Source organism: Roseateles sp. GW821-FHT09H11, from assembly GCF_059415845.1.
Genome location: NZ_JBWKOA010000001.1, coordinates 97,072 through 113,669, shown reverse-complemented (window position 1 = coordinate 113,669; position 16,598 = coordinate 97,072). Strand labels below are relative to the sequence as shown.

Genomic DNA, 16,598 nt, shown 5'->3' with positions numbered 1-16,598 from the left:
CAGTTTTCAGGCCGCTAACAATTATTGGTTCGCTCATTATCATTCCTCCCGATATTTTGTTCTCAGAACAAGTTCAACAAAATCCAATGTTTGACCCGACTGCGATACAAAACCAGGCGAACGCCTTGGAAGACCGTGAAAGAAATTCGGACATGCGTTGTCTGCCGCAAAAAGCCAAGGCGACCGGTTCCCCGCCTTGCTTCCCTGCGCCCAATCAACCATGTATCCAATGCGCTCACCAATCACTTCGCGGCTATCCAAGTCGATAACCTTTAGGGAACTGCCCGCGATCCAGTATTCACGTTCGGCACGCGTGGAAATATCTGAAAATTCCACGCCAAATCGAGCACTGCGCCTCTCGATGGGTTGTCGGTCCAACACAAGTTGAGTAAGTCCCTTGAGATAACTCTTATCTGTTTGCCACGGTTCTTCGACGCGACTCGTAAATCGATATAGCTTGCCGTCCTTGGGATCTACCGCCTCCACAAAGTCATATCCGATGCGAGGTGCATCTCTATATGGGGAAGGCTTCCCTTTTGGATGATGATGAAACCCTCGCAAAAAATTATGTATGTAATATTCACCGGTAGAGTCATGACCATATGGATCGTCGAGCAAAAACTGATCCGACTGCGATTCGCCGAGGTTGGACCGCACCCTAACATTGATCAGATAAATCCCCTCGACGTTCTCAATCGTCTTCTTTATAAAGACACCTGATTTTTCGCAGCGCGCCTTCCACATTTGCATTGCACGCTCGCGCTTCGCGAGTATCTCGCTCTCTTGAGGTCCGGGTTCTTTTTGCCTTGACGAACTCCCGCATGCGACGAGCAGCGCCAAGCTGAGCAGCGACGCCGCAAGAATCCCCCATCGCTTTGAGCTTTGACGCTCAAAGAACGCTGAATCGAGAATTTTCGTGTCGTGCATTTCCATCTTTTGACCTTCGACATAATATTTTTCTGTCACGTTCATTTCTCCCCACCCGTATTTTTCAGGACAAGCTCCACAAAATCAAGAGTCTGTCCCGGCTGCGATACGGAGGCCGGAGACTGCCTAGGAAGCCCATGAAGGAAATCGGGGCAGGCGTTGTCTGCAGCGAAGAGCCACGGCAATCGGTTTCCGGCTCTACTTCCCTGAGCCCAGTCAATCATGTACCCAACACGCTCTGCAAGCATCTCACCGGCATCCATATCAATAACCTTCAATGAGCTCCCAGCTATCCAATACTCACGTTCATTTCGGGTGGAAATGTCTTCAAAGTGCACCCCATATCGCGCGCTGCGTACTTGGATGGGCGTCTGCACCAACTCCAATCGAGGAACAGCGCCGGACGGTTTTTCCGCAATGCCGTGGTATCGATATAGCTTTCCGTCCTTCGGATCGATAGCCTCGACAAACGAAAAACCAATTCGATGGGCATCTGGAAACGGAGGACCACCGCCGGGTGCGCGCGGATGGGCGCCGCGGAGAAAGCTTCTCATGTAGTTGTCACCTTTTGAATCATGCCCATAAGGATCATCAAGAGCGAATTGATCCTCAGCCGTCTCTCCATAATTTGATCGAACTCGAACCCTCATGAGATATATTCCATCGACGTTCTCGATCGTCTTCTTAATGAAGACTCCGGACTTTTCGCAACGCGCCTTCCACATCTGCATGGCGCGTTCACGCTTCGCGAGCATTTCCCGTTGTTGCGGCCCCTGATCTTGCCGCTGCGAGGAACTCCCGCATGCAACAAGTAGTGCCAAGCCGAGTAGCAAAGCTGCCCGGGCACCCCACTGATTCAAGTATCGAAGCTCGGTATTCATCAATCTAGGCCCTCTCGCGAACTCGCTCCGGGAAATTACACCCACATCAAGCCCTCCGCATCATTTGCAGCTCTTCGCCGACGCAAAGAGCCTCCACCGCACAGATGCCAGCCCAAGTGCCAAAACTCATTGCGCGCTGTCTTGCCTCAGCGCTCATCCGCTGACGTTCCGCCGCCGACAGAGTCAGCGCGTCCAGCGTCCGCTCCGACAGACGAGCCTGATCAAACATGCCGACCAACATGCCGTTGACGCCGTCATCGATCACCTCTCGCACCGGCGCCGTATCCGACCCGACGACCACACACCCCGTCGCCATCGCCTCCAGCATCGACCAGCTCAGCACGAACGGATACGTCAAGTACACATGCGCCGCTGACAGCTGCAGTACGCGCTTGTAGTCCGCATAGGGCACCTTGCCGAGGAAGTGCGTGCGCGCCGGATCGAGCCGCTCACCGACCTCCTCCAGCATCACCTGGCGCCAGGTCTTGCCTGCCGCGGGCGCCCTGCCGTAGCTCACCTCGTCGCCGCCCACGATCACCGCGTGGCAGGTCTTGTGCTCCCGCTGGATGGCCGGCAGCGCCCGCATGAACTGATGGAAGCCGCGATACGGCTCCAGGTTCCGCGCGACGTACGTGATCACCGGATCACCCGCCTTCAGCACCGCGCCGTTGGGCATCGTCATCCGCGCCTCGGGATCCGGCTTCAGCCCGTCGAGATCGATCCCCTCGTGCGCCACCGTGATCTTGTCGAGGTAGGCCTTCGGATGCTGCGCCTTCTGCCATTGCGTCGGACTGATCGCCACGTCGCAGTTCTCCAGGTTCAGCAGGTGCAGCGCATTCCACGCACGGATGCGCGCCCGGTCGTCGAAGCTCACCGGGAATTCGGGATCGAAGCCGATGTCCGCGCCTTGCCAGCCCGGGTCAAGCCCGTTCCCGCTGGCCGGCGCGTTGTAGAACCACTCGCAGAAGTGCACGAGCCGCGCGTCGGGGAACACGTCCTTGGCGTTGAGCGTTTCGCCCCAGCCGGGATGCGCGAGGATCACGTCGGGGACGAAACCCTTCGCCTTCAGCTTCAGCAGCACCCGCGCGACCGCCTGGCCGTGCAGCACGGCCTCCTCCATCCGGCGCAGGTAGTGATGCTGGTCCTTGCCCACGTCGCGATGCGGCTTGTAGCGGATCAGCGTGAGGCGGCCGCTGCGTTCGAGCTCGGGCATGCCGGGCGCCGTGTCCCGGCCGATGCCGACCACCTGCCAACCCGGCCGCTCCGACCACGCCTTGGCCACATGCCGGAACTGCCCTGGAAAGTTCTGATGAATGATCAGCACGCGCATCAACGTTCCTTCAGGCTCTCGTCGACGTGCTGCTTGACGGGGTCGAACAGATAGCGGATCACGCGTCGCTGAGAGGTCTTGATCTCCGCCGTCACGTTCATCCCCGGCGTCAGTCGCACCGGGCGTCCATCGACGTCGATGGCGCCCTGCCCCAGCACCAGCGTCACCGGGAAGATCGCCCCGCGTTTCTCATCGTTGACCGCGTCCGCGCTGACGCTCTTCACCTTCGCCGGCACGGTGCCGTAGCGCGTGAACGGGAAGGTCTCGAGCTTGATCTCCGCCTCCTGGCCGGCGCGCACGAAGCCGATGTCCTTGTTCTCGAGCACGACCTCCGCCGTCACCTCGGCCTCCTCGGGCACGAGCACCAGCAGCACCTGCGCCTCGGTCACAACGCCGCCCGCCGTGTGCACCGCGAGCTGCTGCACCGTGCCGTCGACCGGCGCGGTCAGCTTCGTCAGCTGGTTGCGCTTGTTGGCCTTCGCGCCTTCCTCGGCGAGCTGCTTGAGCTTCAGGTCCGCTTGCGCCTCGCGATCCCGCAGCGTCCTCAGCGTCTCCGCCTTGAACGACGCCGTCGATCCGCGCGACTCCGCCAGCGCCGCCTGCGTCTCACGCTGACGCGCGATGGCCGTGCCGAGGTCTTTCTCCTGCTCGATCCGCTCCCGCGTCCGGTCCTGCCCCGCATGGCCCGCAACGAAGCCCTGGTCGCTCAGCGCTTTGTAGTCGCGCTCGCGCTGCTGCGCCATCGGCACCGTGCTCTGCAGCTTCTCGACGACCTGCTTGGCCGTCGCGATCTCCGCATCGCGGCGCTCCAGCTCCGCCTGCAGCTTCGCGAGCTTGGCGGAGATGTCCGCCCACTCGCTCTGCAGCTGGAAGCGTGCGCTGTTGGCATCCTCGCGCGGCATCGAGGTCATCGACGCCTCCGCGAGCTGCGGTGAGCCCCCGCCCGTCAACGCCTGCAGCAGCGCGCGCGATCGCAGCACCTCGGACAAGGCCGCCACGCGTTCCTTGTCGACGCGGTGGCTGTCCGCTTCCGTCATCGTCGAGTCCAGCGCGATCAGCAGTTGCCCCGCCTTCACCTTGTCCCCGTCCTTGACGAAGACCTCGCGCACGACGCTGGTCTCCAGCGGCTGGATCGTCTTGCTGCGGTCGCTGACGATGATCCGTCCCTGCGCCACCGCGACGATGTCGATCTGTCCGACGATGGCCCACACCAGCGCGATCACGAACAGCGCGCAGATCGCGATCGCCATGCGGCGCGGCGCCGGATGCGGCGGCGTTTCCTGCAGCTCCAGCGCGGCGGGCAGGAAGGCCCGCTCGTCGGCCATGCGGCGCGGTCCGGCGAGTTCCTCGCGCCGCTCCCAGGCGGCCTTGAACACCGCGGCGTAGCGCCCCAGCAGCTCGCGCAGCGGGTGTCGCGGCGCCTGCGGCGCATCCGCACCGTCGCGCGTCGCCCGCATGTCAGGCGTCCCCGCCCCCTCGATCACTTCGGCGCTCATTCCGAGCCTCCTTCGCCCTGCATGCGCCACAGATGCGCGTAGAGCCCTTGCGGCTTGGCGATCAGCTCGTCATGGCTGCCCATCTCCGCGATGCGGCCCTTCTCCATGGCGATGATCCGGTGGGCATGGCGCACCGCGCTCAGGCGGTGGGCGATGATGAACACCGTCCGCCCCTGGCAGATCGCCCGCATGTTCTTCTGGATGATGGCCTCGCTCTCGTAGTCGAGCGCGCTCGTGGCCTCGTCGAAGATCAGCACCCGCGGCTGCCCGAACAGCGCCCGCGCGATCGCGATGCGCTGCCGCTGGCCGCCCGACAGGCCCGTCCCCTGCTCGCCCACCACCGTGTCGTAGCCCTCCGGCAGTTCGGCGATGAAGTCGTGCGCGCCGGCCAGCTTGGCCGCCTGCATCACGGCCTCGATCGGCGCGGCCGGGTCGGCGATCGCGATGTTCTCCCGCACCGAGCGGTTGAACAGCATGTTCTCCTGCAACACCACGCCGACCTGGCGACGCAGCTGCGTCGCGTCCGCCATCGCGATGTCCTGGCCGTCGACCAGCACGCGGCCGGACTCGGGCACGTACAGCCGCTGCAGCAGCTTGGTCAGCGTGCTCTTGCCCGAGCCGCTGCGGCCCACGATGCCGATGACCTCGCCCGCCTGCACCGACAGGTCCACGCCGTGCAGCACCGGCTGCGCATCGGGCCGGTAGCGGAAGGTGACGTTCTCCAGCGTCACGTCGCCCCGCACGCGCGGCATCGCGCCGGCGCTCTGCGAGCGCAGTTCGGTGCGCGTGTTCAGCACGTCGCCCAGCCGCGCCATCGAGATGCCCGTCTGCTGGAAGTCCGTCCACATCTGCGCGATGCGCATGATCGGCTGCGCAACCCGACCGGCGAACATGTTGAAGGCGATGAACTGACCCACGCTCAGATCGCCCTGCATCACCAGGTGGGCGCCCCACCACAGCGTGGCGGCGTTCACCAGCTTGCCAATCAGGTTGATGCCTTCATTGCCGTACTGCGCCAGCGTCTGCGTCCGGAACGACGCCGACACGTAGGCCGCCAGCTGCTCGTCCCACTTGCGCGCCATCTGCGGCTCCAGCGCGCTGGCCTTGACCGTCTGGATGCCGGTCACCGTCTCGACGAGCAGGCTCTGGTTCTCCGCGCCGCGCGCGAACTTCTCGTTCAGGCGCCCGCGCAGCACTGGCACGATCGACAGGCTCAGGATCAGGTACAGCGGCAGCGAGATCAGCACGATCAGCGTCAGCGTCGCGCTGTAGCTGAACATCACCGCAATGAAGATCACCGAGAACAGCACGTCCAGCACCAGCGTCAGCGCGTTGCCGGTCAGGAACTGGCGAATGTTCTCGAGCTCGCGCACGCGCGCCACCGAGTCGCCCACGCGCCGCGCCTGGAAGTAGGCCAGCGGCAGGCTCAGCAGATGCCGGAACAGCCGCGACCCGAGCTCCACGTCGATGCGGCTGGTCGTGTGGCTGAAGACGTAGGAGCGCAGGATGTTGAGCGCGCTCTCGAACACCATGATCACGACCAGGCCGATCACCAGCACGTCCAGCGTGGTGAGGCCGCGGTGCACCAGCACCTTGTCCATCACGACCTGGAAGAACAGCGGGCTGACCAGCGCGAATAGCTGCAGGAACAGCGAGATCGACAGCACCTCGCCCAGCAGGCGGCGGTGCTTGACGATGCTCGGGATGAACCAGGAGAAGTCGAACTTCGCGAGATCGCCGGCCAGACTCGCGCGGCTGGTGACGAGGATCAGTTCCCCGGTCCATTCGGCGGCGAAGGTCTCGACCGGCTCGATCGTGGGCCGTGCCGACGCCTCGTCGCCGGTCGGATCCATGAACAGCACGCGCTTGCCGTCGCATTGCGCCAGAACCACCGTGCGACCGTCCCGCAACGTCGCGAGCGCGGGCAGCGCCGCGAGGCTCAGACGGTCGATCGTCGTCTGCGAGCGCTTGGCCTTGAGCCCTAGCCGCTTGGCGGCGAGGAGCAGGTCTTGCGTCGTCGGCCCATCGCTGGCGCCCAGGCCGAGTGCGTGCCGCAGCGACGGCGCATCCGCCGCCACGTGATGCATGCGCGCCACGATGCACAACGCGCGCAGCGCACCGTCCCGGTCCACTTCCGACGATGTCTCGTCGGTCCCACGCCCGACCGCCAATGCGGCAGCCGAACCGGACGCACCCTCGTGCGCGTCCGCCATTCCCTGATTTGAAATCATCCCGATTGCCGTCTTTAGCGGCTCTTATTCATTGCGGTCGGGATGCTACGGGGATGAACCGAGGTGGACAAACCCCTCCTCGGAGGGTGTCGGGGAAACACCGACGGATGCCATCAGCAGCGTGGCCGCCCGCCCTGTCGATGCAGCGGGCGGCGTTCAAGACGCGTTGATGGGCTGCCTGCCGCTCAGCAGCTCCCGCCGCTCTTCAGGCTCTTCAGACACCACCTCTCCGCCCCGCTGGTCGTGTCATTGCCCCAATACGTCGGCGTGTAGTTCCAGATCGGACCGCCCCACGGCAGGCTGGGGTTGTAGGTCATGCTGGTCACGTAGACGTAGTTGGCCGTCGTGCCCTTGAGCGTCGCCTGCATCTGCGCCTGCGTCGCGGAGTGGATGAGGAGCCAGGTCTTGACGTTGAGTGAGGTCGCCAGGTTCTGCACGTCGCCGTTGAGCCAGCTCGCGCCGCTGAGGTAGTCCGCGTACGCGGCCTCGTACATCACGATGTGCTCGCCGGACTGCGCCGCGCTGACGAAGCAGCCGCTCGCGCCCGGCCAGCCCGCGTTCCAGACCTTGATGCCGCCTGCCCCCGAGCCCGACACCATCGAGCGCACGTTGGCCCACTTCGTCGGCGTGCCGCTGCACTTCTGCGCGTCGGTCAGCGCGGCGTCGTCGTGCGCGGCCTCGTCGAAGAAGAAGCCGTCCACGCCGCCCAGCGTGTTCTTGTAGGCGGAGAGCTCCGTCGGGATCGCGTTGTAGCGGGTCAGCTCGTCGGCGGTGTTGCGGTCGTAGCCGGTCGGCACATAGCCCAGCACCTTGCCGCCCTGCGCGCGGATGTTGGCGATGACCGCCTTCCAGTTGGTGATCTGGCTCGCGCTCAGGCCCTGCGCGCCGCTGTTGGGATTGATGACGACATAGCTGCCCGAGGGCACCTGGCCGCCGTAGGTGCTGGCGGTCTCGCCCCAGTAGGCGATCAGCCCGAAACCGGTCGGCGCCGCCGTGGCCGTGGTCGCGACACCGGCCGCCGCGCCCGCGAGCGCGACGACGGCAGAAAGTCGGGAGAACGTGTTGAAAAGCGTGGTCGGACGCGCGGTCAGCCGTGTGGCTTGCTTCATGAGATCCCCTGGTCGTGGTGAATGACCAACGGAGTCTAGGAATCCATCGAATTCTTTCGAATATGGTTTACGCCACGTTTTTTTCTTTCCTTACAACATAAATCGAAAGTTTTATTTTCGATTTATACGAAAGCGAAAGTCATCTCGGGACCGGGCGCACCGTCCAATCACTGCGTCCAGCGTCCGCCGAGCGCCCTGAGCAGCGTCACGCGATTGGCCTGCTCGGTCTGTCGCAGCGTCACCAGCGCGCGCTTCGCCGTCGTCGCCTGGCGTTGAGCATCGAGCAGCTCCAGTTGGCTGCTGCCGCCCAGGCGGTAGCTGCGCTCGGCGAGGCGTTGCGACTGCTCGGCCGCATCGACCTGCGCCTGCTGCGCGTCGAGCCGCTCGGCGAGCTGATCGCGCACCGCCAGCGCATCCGCGACTTCGCTGAACGCGGTCTGCAAGGCGGACTCGTAGTTCGCCAGCGCTTCCTGCCGGCTGGCCTCGCTGACCTCGACCTGCGCGCGGCGTTGTCCGCCGTCGAAGATCGGCAGGTCGATCTGCGGCACGATGCTCCACACGCCGCTGCCGCTCTTGAAGAGGCCGTCCAGGTCCGGACTGCGCGTGCCGGCGCTCGCCGTCAGCGTCAGGCGCGGGAATCGCGCCGCGCGCGCCGCGCCGACGTCGAAGGCCGCCGCGCGCAAACGCTGCTCGGCCGCGCGCAGATCGGGCCGCTGCAGCAGCACGTCGGCGGGCAGACCGCCCGGCACCGCCGGCAGCACCGTGACGTCGACGCCGCCCGGCGTGGACGACGTGCCTGGCGCGGTCGGCAGGAGCCGATCCGGCAGCGGCTGGCCGACGAGCAGCTCCAGCTGCAATCGCGCCTGCGTCACCGCGCTGACGCTTTCGGCCGCGTCGCCGCGTGCGGACTCGAAGGCCGCGCGCGCCCGCGCCCGATCCAGCCCCGACGCCGCGCCGAGCGCGTACTGCCGCTCGGCCAGATCCAGCGAGCGCTGCTGGCTGTCGCGCAGCTCCTGGTCGAGGGTCAGGCGTTGCTGCGCTGCCGCCAGGGCGAGCCACGCGGTCGCGACTTCCGCGGCCAGGCTCAGCCGCGTGCTGCGCTGCGTCTCCTGCTCCGCGAGGAAGCGCGACAGCGCCGCGCCCTCGAGGCTGCCGAGGCGGTTGAACAGATCGATCTCGTAGCTCGCCAGGCCGAGGTTGACGCCGTAGGCCGTCGTCGCGCCTTCGCCGTTGATCGTGCGCTGGCGCGTGACGGAGCCACCGACGCCGATCTCGGGCAGACGATCCGCGGCGGTCACGCGGTACTGCGCCCGCACGCGTTCGACGGCGGCCGCGCTCGCGCGCAGGCTGCGGTTCTGGTCGAGCGCCGTGGCGACGACCTCGTCCAGCCGCGCATCGGCGAAGAAGCCGCGCCATTCATGCGAGGCCGCGGGTGTCGTTGCCGTGGAGGCCGCCGTCGATGACGCAGCGGCTGCGTTCGGACGGAAGTCCTCGCGCATCGGCGGACGCGGTGCGTCGGTGTTCGGCACCAGGCTGCCGCAGGCGCTCAGGCCCAGCAGCAGAGGAAGCAGGACGACCGGCTTCATGGCTTCACCTCCGACGGCTCAGCCGCATCGTCGGGTGCCGGCTTCGGCTTGTCGCGGCTGAAGCGCTGCTTCACCCACAGATAGAACAGCGGCACGAAGAAGATCCCCAGCAGCGTCGCGCTGCCCATGCCGCCGAGCACGCCGACGCCGATGGCGCGCTGCGAGCCCGAGCCCGCGCCGCTCGCGAAGGCCAGCGGCAGCACGCCCATCATGAAGGCGAGCGAGGTCATCAGGATCGGCCGCAAGCGCTGCCGGCACGCCTTCAAGGTGGCGTCGAGCACGCTCATCCCCTGCCCTCGCAAGGTCTCGGCGAACTCCACGATCAGGATCGCGTTCTTCGCGGAGAGCCCCACGGTCGTCAGCAAGCCGACCTGGAAGAACACGTCGTTCTGCTGCCCGCCGAGGTGGCTGGCCGCGAGCGCGCCGATGATGCCCAGCGGCACGACCAGCATCACGCTGAAGGGCACGGACCAGCTCTCGTACAGCGCCGCCAGGCACAGGAAGATGAACAGCACCGACACGGCATAGAGCATCGGCGCCTGGTCGCCCGAGAGCCGCTCCTGGTAGCTGCGGCCCGACCATTCGAAGCCGATGCCGGGCGGCATCTCGCGCAGGATCGATTCCATCGCCTTCATCGCCGCGCCGGAGCTGACGCCCGGTGGCACGTCGGCCTGGATTTCATAGGCCGCGCTGCCGTTGTAGCGGACCAGCTGGCGCGGACCGTTCTGCCACGTCGCCGTGGCGAAGGCGTTGAACGACACCATCGTGCCGGCGGCGTTGCGCACGTACCAGTGGCGCAGCGCGTCGGGATCGGCCCGGTACGCGCCCTCGCCCTGCACCAGCACGCGCTTGACGCGGCCGCGGTCGATGAAGTCGTTGACGTAGCTGCTGCCCAGCGCGATCGACAGCGTGTCGTTGATCGTCGTCGTCGCCACGCCCAGCGTGCCGGCCTTCTGGTCGTCGATGTTGATCTGCAGCTGCGGCGTCTCGGTCAGGCTGTTGATGCGCGCGCGCGCCAGCTCGGGATGCTTGTTGGCCTCGTCGATCAGGCGCTCGCGCGCCTCGGCCAGCGCGGCGTTGCCGACGCCGCCCAGGTCCTGCAGGAACAGCTGGATGCCGGCGCTGCCGCCCAGGCCGCGCACCGTCGGCGGCTGCACGATGAAGATGTTGGCGTCGCGCACCTTCTTGCCGAGCTCGCGGCTGAAGCGCTCGGCCAGCGCCGCGGCGCCCTGCTGCTTCTCGGGGCGGTCCTTCCAGTCGGTCAGCCGGATGAAGCCCTGACCCGAGCCCTGGTCGCCGTTGGCGCCGCGCACGAGGTTGTAGAACTGCACTTCCTTCTGCTCGGCCAGGTAGGTCTCCATCGCCTGCGCCACCGCTTCCATGCGCTCGGCCGTGGCGCCGGGCGCCATGCGGACCTGCATCTGCAGGCTGCCCTGGTCCTCGTCGGGCAGGAACGAGGTCGGCAGCGTCTTGTAGAGCGCCGCCAGTCCGCCGATCAGCAGCAGGTAGACGAGGAAGCTGCGCACGCCGCGCGCCGTCAGCCAGCGCACGCGCACGACGTAGCGCTCGGTGAACTTGTCGAACTGGCGGTTGAAGCCGCCGAAGAACCAGTCCAGCTGCTTGCCGAACGGGCCGCCGTGGGCCGCGTGCTCGCCCTTGTGCACGGGCTTGAGCAGCGTCGCGCACAGCGCCGGCGACAGGCTCATCGCCACCAGCACCGACAGGATCATCGCGCTCACCACGGTGATCGAGAACTGGCGGTAGATGATGCCGGTCGAGCCGCCGAAGAAGGCCATCGGAATGAACACCGCCGACAGCACGACCGCGATGCCGACCAGCGCGCCGCTGATCTCCTTCATGCTCTCGCGGGTCGCGTCGCGGGGGCTCAGGCCCTCCTCGCGCATCAGGCGCTCGACGTTCTCGACGACGACGATCGCGTCGTCCACCAGCAGCCCGATGGCCAGCACCAGGCCGAACATCGTCAGCGAGTTGATCGAGTAACCCGCCAGCGCCAGCACGCCGAAGGTCCCCAGCAGCACCACCGGCACGGCGATCGCCGGCACCAGCGTCGCGCGCAGGTTCTGCATGAACAGGTACATGATCGCCACCACCAGCACCATCGCCTCGATCAGCGTGTGGACCACGCTCTCGATGGACACGCTGATGAACGGCGTCGTGTCGTAGGTGATGGTCGACTTCATCCCGTGCGGGAAGAAGGGTTCGAGCTCGGCCAGCTTGGCCTTCACCAGCTCCGCGGTCTTGAGCGCGTTGGCGCCGCTGGCCGGCAGGATGGCCATGCCCGCGGCCGTCTGGCCGGTGCTCTTGACGTTGGTGGTGTAGCTGTCGCGGCCCAGCTCGACGCGGGCGACGTCGCCCAGCTTCAGTGCGGAGCCGTCCGGCTGCACCCGCAGCACGATGTTGCGGAACTGCTCCGCCGTGGTGAGCTTGGCGCGCGCGGTGATGATGGCCGTCAGGCGTTGGCCTTCAGGCGCCGGCTGGGCGCCGAGCTGGCCGGCCGAGACCTCGGTGTTCTGCGCCAGCAGCGCGTTGCGGACGTCGCCCGGCACCAGCGCGTAACGCTGCAGCTGCGCGGGGTCCAGCCAGATGCGCATCGCGTAGCCGGAGCCGAAGACGTTGATGTCGCCCACGCCCTCGATGCGGCTGATGATGTCGACCAGCGTGCTGGACAGGTAGTCGCCCAGGTCGGCCGAGGTCACGGCCGGGTTGTCGCTGGTCAGCATGATGACCATCAGGTTCTCGGTGCCGGCCTTGGTCACGCGCACGCCCTGTGCCTGCACCGCCTGCGGCAGCCGCGACAGCGACTGCGAGACCTTGTTCTGGACCTGCATCTGCGCCAGGTCCGGATCCGTGCCGGCGACGAAGCTCAGCACGGTGCTCGCGCCGCCGGAGGCGTTGCTGTTGGACTCGATCGAGAACAGCCCGTCGATGCCCTTGAGGTTCTGCTCGATGACCTGCGTCACCGAGTCCTCGATCGCCTTGGCGGCGGCGCCCGGATAGCTGGTGTTGATCGAGATGCGGGTGGGCGCGATGTCCGGGTAGCGCTCCAGCGGCAGGATGCGCACCGCGGCGGCGCCCGCCAGCATGATCACGATGGCGATGACCCACGCGAAGATGGGCCGGTCGATGAAGAACGAGGCCATGGTGTCAGCGCCCCGCGCCGGAGGCGGTGGTGGCCGCCGAAGCGGCCGGGCCGCCGATCTCCGCCGCGACCGCGGCCGTGGCGGACGCCGCCGCCGAAGCGGCGGTGCCGGTGGCGCCCGTCGGGCCCTGGGCCCCCGGCGCGCCCTTCTTCACCCCGGCCGGCACCGGCGTGACCGGTTGACCGGCGCGCACGCGCTGCAGGCCTTCGATGGCGAGCTTGTCGCCCGCCTTGAGGCCGCTGGCGACCAGCCACTGGTTGCCGACCGCGCGGGTCAGCACGAGCTGGCGCAGCTGCAGCTTGTTCTCCGGCCCGACGACCAACGCGGTCGCCTCGCCGGTGGGCGAGCGCGTCACGCCCTGCTGCGGCACGAGGATCACGCCGCTGTCGATGCCGGCCATCAGCTTCGCGCGGACGACCATGCCGGGCAGCAAGGTGCCGTCGGGGTTGGGGACGATCGCGCGCAGCGTCACCGCGCCGGTGCCGCGGTCCACGGTCACGCCGCTGAACTGCAGCGTGCCGCGACGGGCGTACTCGGTGCCGTCCTCGAGCATCAGCCTGACCTGGCTGCTGCCGCTGCGAGCGTCGAGCTGGCGGCGCAGCTGCAGGATCTCGGCGCTGCTCTGGACGATGTCCACGTGCATCGGATCGAGCTGCTGCACCGTCGTCAGCGCCTGCGTCTGGGCGGCGGTGACCAGCGCGCCGGCGGTCACCGTGGAGACCTCGATGCGGCCGGAGATCGGCGCCGTGATGCGGGTGCGGTCCAGCTGCACGCGCGCGGCGTCCAGCGCGGCACGGGCCACGGCCACGTCGGCCTGCGCCTGGCGCAGCGCGCTGGCGCTGTCGTCGGCGCTCTGGCGGCTGAGGGCGTCGGCCTTGAGCAGCTCGGCGTCGCGCTCGGCGCGGCTGCGGGCGACGGCCACCTGGGCCTCGGCCTTCTGCAGCGCGGCGGCGGTGCGGGCGCGCTCGGCCTCGTACGTGGCGGCGTCCAGCTGGTACAGCGGCTGGCCGGCGCGGACCAGCTTGCCTTCCTCGAAGAGCCGCTTCTGCACGATGCCGGTCACCTGCGGACGGATCTCGGCGACCTGACTGGCCGACAGCCGGCCCGGCAGCTCCAACGACAGCGGAGCGTCCTGCGTCGTGACCACGATCACGCCGACCTCGGGCGGCGCGCGCTTGGCGGCGTCGTCCTTCTTCTCGCCGCAGCCGGCGAGCACGAGCACGGCCAGGGCGGCCAGCGCCGCGGCGATCGGGCCCAGGGTCGGGGCGCGCGGCGTGCGCGACGGCAGCAGCGAGGCGGTCGACGACGCCAGGGGCGCGGATGTCAGAATCTTCTTCGGCATGGCGGGGGATGCTCGGCCATGAATGTGGAGAGACCTTGAAGATCGCGTCGGGCGCGCGGCCTCCGCCCAGAGGGCTTGCCGGCCGCACGGCGGCGGCGCCATGATCCGCTGCGTCGAGGGATTGCCATCACTTTCGGCACCCCGTCGCTCCACGCCACCCTCTCTTCGCGGCCTGTTGTCCGTCCTTGCCCCGCTCCTCCGGATGAAGCTCTCGTTCACCCTCACCGCCCGGCTCTTCGCCGCCGTCTTCAGCACCGCCATGGCGGTGGCGCTGGCGATGGGCGTGTTCTCGCACATCAACCTGAACCGGGACTTCATCGGCTACCTCAACGAACAGGGCGTGAACCGGCTGGAACTGGCCCGGACCAGCGTCACCGCCGGCTATCGCGAGAACGGCAGGAGCTGGGATTTCCTGCGCCAGAAGCCGGAACTCTGGGGGCGGCTGCTGCGCCCGCTGGTGCCGGAGGCGGACATGCCCGCGGTCAAGCACGGCCCCGCCGAGCTGACGGGCGCGACGCGGCGCTTCACGCTGTTCGACGAGAACCGCGAGCGCGTGGCCGGTTATGCGGGTCCGGTGGAGCCGACCGTGGAGCGGCCGATCATCGTCGACGGCCTGACCGTCGGCTGGCTGACGCTGACCCCGATCGAATCGGTGAGCCCCGGCGCGGAGAAGCATTTCTACGACGCGCAACTGCGCTCGGCCTGGGTGGTCGGCGGCGCGGCGGTGCTGCTCGCGGGGGCGGTGGCGTACTGGATCTCGCGCCGGCTGCTGAGCCCGGTGCGACGCGTCGCCGTGGCGACACACCGGCTGGCGGCGGGCGACTTCGAGGTCCGCGTGCCCGAGACGCGCCGCAACGACGACATCGCCGGCCTGGGCCGCGACTTCAACCAGCTCGCGCTGACCCTGCAGCGCAACGAGGCGATGCGGCGCGAGTTCCTCGCCGACGTGTCGCATGAGCTGCGCACGCCGCTGGGCGTGCTGCATGGCGAGCTGGAAGCGCTGGAGGACGGCGTGCGCAAGCTCGACGCGCAGGCGCTGCGCTCGCTGCAGGGCGAGGTCGCGATCCTGCACAAGCTCGTCGACGATCTTCATGAGCTCTCGATGGCGGACGTCGGCGCCCTCGCCTACCGCAAGTCGGAGGTCGACCTGCGCGAGCTGATCGACGTGACGGCCGGCGCCTTCGGGGAGCGGCTGCACGGCAGCGGCCTGAAGCTGCAGCTAGACCTGCCGGAACAGCCGCTGCGCGTCTTCGGCGACGAGCGCCGCCTGCGGCAACTGCTGGGCAACCTCGTCGAGAACAGCTGCCGCTACACCGACGCGGGCGGCGCGCTGAGCATCAGCGCGCGCCGCAGCGGGGAACACGCGGTGATCGACGTGCAGGACACCTCGCCGGGCGTCGGGCCGGAGCATCTGCCGCGCCTGTTCGAACGCTTCTTCCGCGTCGACGCCTCGCGCAGCCGGCGCGGCGGCGGATCGGGCCTGGGGCTGTCGATCTGCCAGCGCATCGCGGAGGCGCACGAGGGTCGCATCGAGGCGCGCCCCTCGCCGCTGGGCGGTCTCTGGATGCGTGTGGAGCTGCCGGTCCATGTCTGAGAACGGCACGGGATCGCCCCCCGGATCGGGCGCGGTATCAAGCGCGGTATCAAGCGCGGGATCGGGCGCGGGATCGGGCGCGGGATCGAATGCGGGATCGAGCGGAGGATCGGGCGCTGGCGCGGCATCGGGTCTGGCGCCGATGCCGATGGAGCCGGGTCCGTCGCGGGTGCTGGTGGTCGAGGACGAGCCCAAGCTCGCGGCGCTGCTGGCGGACTACCTGCGCGCGGCCGGGCACGAGCCGGAGTGCGTGGCCGATGGCCGCGACGTGATCCCGGCGTGGACGGCGCGCCGGCACGACCTGATCCTGCTGGACCTGATGCTGCCGGGCATCGACGGACTGACGCTGTGCCGCAGCTTGCGCGCGATGAGCAGCGTGCCGATCCTGATGCTGACGGCGCGGGCGGACGAGTCGGACCGGCTGGCGGGCCTGGAGACCGGCGCGGACGACTACATCGCGAAGAACCCGTTCAGTCCGCGCGAGGTGATGGCGCGGGTCAAGGCGGCGCTGCGCCGCGGCCGCGCGCACGAGATGGCGACGGCCGCCGCGGTAGCTGCCTTCGCGGCGGGCAGCGAGGCGCTGTCCATCGACGAGGCCGGCTGGACCGCCAGCTGGCGCGGCGAGCCGCTGGACCTCACGCCGATCGAGTTCCGCCTGCTCCACATCCTGGCCGCGCAGCCGGGGCGCGTGTACGCGCGCACGCAGTTGCTGGACCTGCTGCACGTCGACGGCCGCGAGGTCACCGAGCGCGCGGTCGACAGCCACATCAAGAACCTGCGGCGCAAGCTGGAGCGTGCGGGCGCCGGCACGGACCGGATCCGGTCGATCTACGGCGTGGGCTACCGTTTCGAGCGGTGACAGGTCTTGCCTGGACCAATGGTCCAGTCCGCACTGCGCGGTTCGAGGGCCAGCGGACTCGGCAGTCAACGAGCGACGAACC

General features: G+C 67.7%; 11 protein-coding genes. 2 read left to right on the top strand and 9 right to left on the bottom strand.

Annotation, left to right across the window (positions count from 1 at the left end):
* Positions 1-39: 39 nt before the first annotated feature.
* The 9 genes from AC07PR_RS00530 to AC07PR_RS00490 all read right to left on the bottom strand — a co-directional run bounded on the left by AC07PR_RS00530 (position 40) and on the right by AC07PR_RS00490 (position 14,063).
* Positions 40-972: a hypothetical protein gene (locus AC07PR_RS00530; RefSeq protein ID WP_495134012.1), complete on the bottom strand. Its 933-nt coding sequence runs from the start codon at positions 970-972 to the stop codon at positions 40-42.
* Entirely contained in the window at positions 969-1,682 is a 714-nt protein-coding gene (locus tag AC07PR_RS00525) for a hypothetical protein (protein WP_495134011.1), read from the bottom strand. Before AC07PR_RS00525 ends, AC07PR_RS00530 begins: the two co-directional genes overlap by 4 nt.
* 172 nt (positions 1,683-1,854) lie before the next feature.
* The gene (locus tag AC07PR_RS00520; protein WP_495134010.1) at positions 1,855-3,138 is read right to left on the bottom strand and encodes a glycosyltransferase family 4 protein; all 1,284 of its coding nucleotides are present in this window, start codon (positions 3,136-3,138) and stop codon (positions 1,855-1,857) included.
* On the bottom strand, positions 3,138-4,634 hold the full coding sequence (locus AC07PR_RS00515) for an HlyD family type I secretion periplasmic adaptor subunit (protein ID WP_495134009.1): 1,497 nt from the start codon (positions 4,632-4,634) through the stop codon (positions 3,138-3,140). The genes AC07PR_RS00520 and AC07PR_RS00515 overlap by 1 nt, the downstream gene beginning before the upstream one ends.
* A complete protein-coding gene (locus tag AC07PR_RS00510) occupies positions 4,631-6,847 on the bottom strand; it encodes a type I secretion system permease/ATPase (RefSeq protein WP_495134008.1) in 2,217 nt (738 codons plus the stop codon). Before AC07PR_RS00510 ends, AC07PR_RS00515 begins: the two co-directional genes overlap by 4 nt.
* Before the next feature lie 203 nt (positions 6,848-7,050).
* Positions 7,051-7,974 carry a spherulation-specific family 4 protein gene (locus tag AC07PR_RS00505; protein WP_495134007.1) on the bottom strand — a complete coding sequence of 308 codons (924 nt, stop codon included), beginning with the start codon at positions 7,972-7,974 and terminating at the stop codon, positions 7,051-7,053.
* 167 nt (positions 7,975-8,141) lie between these two features.
* Positions 8,142-9,560: an efflux transporter outer membrane subunit gene (locus AC07PR_RS00500; protein ID WP_495134006.1), complete on the bottom strand. Its 1,419-nt coding sequence runs from the start codon at positions 9,558-9,560 to the stop codon at positions 8,142-8,144.
* Positions 9,557-12,721, bottom strand: coding sequence for an efflux RND transporter permease subunit (locus AC07PR_RS00495; RefSeq protein ID WP_495134005.1), 3,165 nt, complete (start codon positions 12,719-12,721; stop codon positions 9,557-9,559). Before AC07PR_RS00495 ends, AC07PR_RS00500 begins: the two co-directional genes overlap by 4 nt.
* A gap of 4 nt (positions 12,722-12,725) precedes the next feature.
* A complete protein-coding gene (locus AC07PR_RS00490; protein WP_495134004.1) occupies positions 12,726-14,063 on the bottom strand; it encodes an efflux RND transporter periplasmic adaptor subunit in 1,338 nt (445 codons plus the stop codon).
* 202 nt (positions 14,064-14,265) lie between these two features.
* Between AC07PR_RS00490 and AC07PR_RS00485 the strand changes: the two genes are divergently transcribed.
* Both AC07PR_RS00485 and AC07PR_RS00480 read left to right on the top strand, forming a co-directional pair.
* Positions 14,266-15,657, top strand: a complete 1,392-nt coding sequence (locus AC07PR_RS00485; RefSeq protein WP_377154729.1) for an ATP-binding protein — start codon at positions 14,266-14,268, stop codon at positions 15,655-15,657.
* Positions 15,658-15,805: 148 nt separating this feature from the next.
* Complete coding sequence (locus AC07PR_RS00480; protein WP_483106647.1) at positions 15,806-16,516, top strand: response regulator; 711 nt, start codon at positions 15,806-15,808, stop codon at positions 16,514-16,516.
* The last annotated feature ends 82 nt before the right edge of the window (positions 16,517-16,598 follow it).

What these genes read in the sequence shown, in the direction of transcription:
- AC07PR_RS00495 (WP_495134005.1), bottom strand. Translation starts at nt 12,721, where the DNA reads ATGGCCTCGTTCTTCATCGACCGGCCCATCTTCGCGTGGGTCATCGCC.
- AC07PR_RS00485 (WP_377154729.1), top strand. Translation starts at nt 14,266, where the DNA reads ATGAAGCTCTCGTTCACCCTCACCGCCCGGCTCTTCGCCGCCGTCTTC.
- AC07PR_RS00510 (WP_495134008.1), bottom strand. Translation starts at nt 6,847, where the DNA reads ATGGCGGACGCGCACGAGGGTGCGTCCGGTTCGGCTGCCGCATTGGCG.
- AC07PR_RS00515 (WP_495134009.1), bottom strand. Translation starts at nt 4,634, where the DNA reads ATGAGCGCCGAAGTGATCGAGGGGGCGGGGACGCCTGACATGCGGGCG.
- AC07PR_RS00530 (WP_495134012.1), bottom strand. Translation starts at nt 972, where the DNA reads ATGAACGTGACAGAAAAATATTATGTCGAAGGTCAAAAGATGGAAATG.
- AC07PR_RS00505 (WP_495134007.1), bottom strand. Translation starts at nt 7,974, where the DNA reads ATGAAGCAAGCCACACGGCTGACCGCGCGTCCGACCACGCTTTTCAAC.
- AC07PR_RS00490 (WP_495134004.1), bottom strand. Translation starts at nt 14,063, where the DNA reads ATGCCGAAGAAGATTCTGACATCCGCGCCCCTGGCGTCGTCGACCGCC.
- AC07PR_RS00520 (WP_495134010.1), bottom strand. Translation starts at nt 3,138, where the DNA reads ATGCGCGTGCTGATCATTCATCAGAACTTTCCAGGGCAGTTCCGGCAT.
- AC07PR_RS00480 (WP_483106647.1), top strand. Translation starts at nt 15,806, where the DNA reads ATGGAGCCGGGTCCGTCGCGGGTGCTGGTGGTCGAGGACGAGCCCAAG.
- AC07PR_RS00500 (WP_495134006.1), bottom strand. Translation starts at nt 9,560, where the DNA reads ATGAAGCCGGTCGTCCTGCTTCCTCTGCTGCTGGGCCTGAGCGCCTGC.
- AC07PR_RS00525 (WP_495134011.1), bottom strand. Translation starts at nt 1,682, where the DNA reads ATGCTCGCGAAGCGTGAACGCGCCATGCAGATGTGGAAGGCGCGTTGC.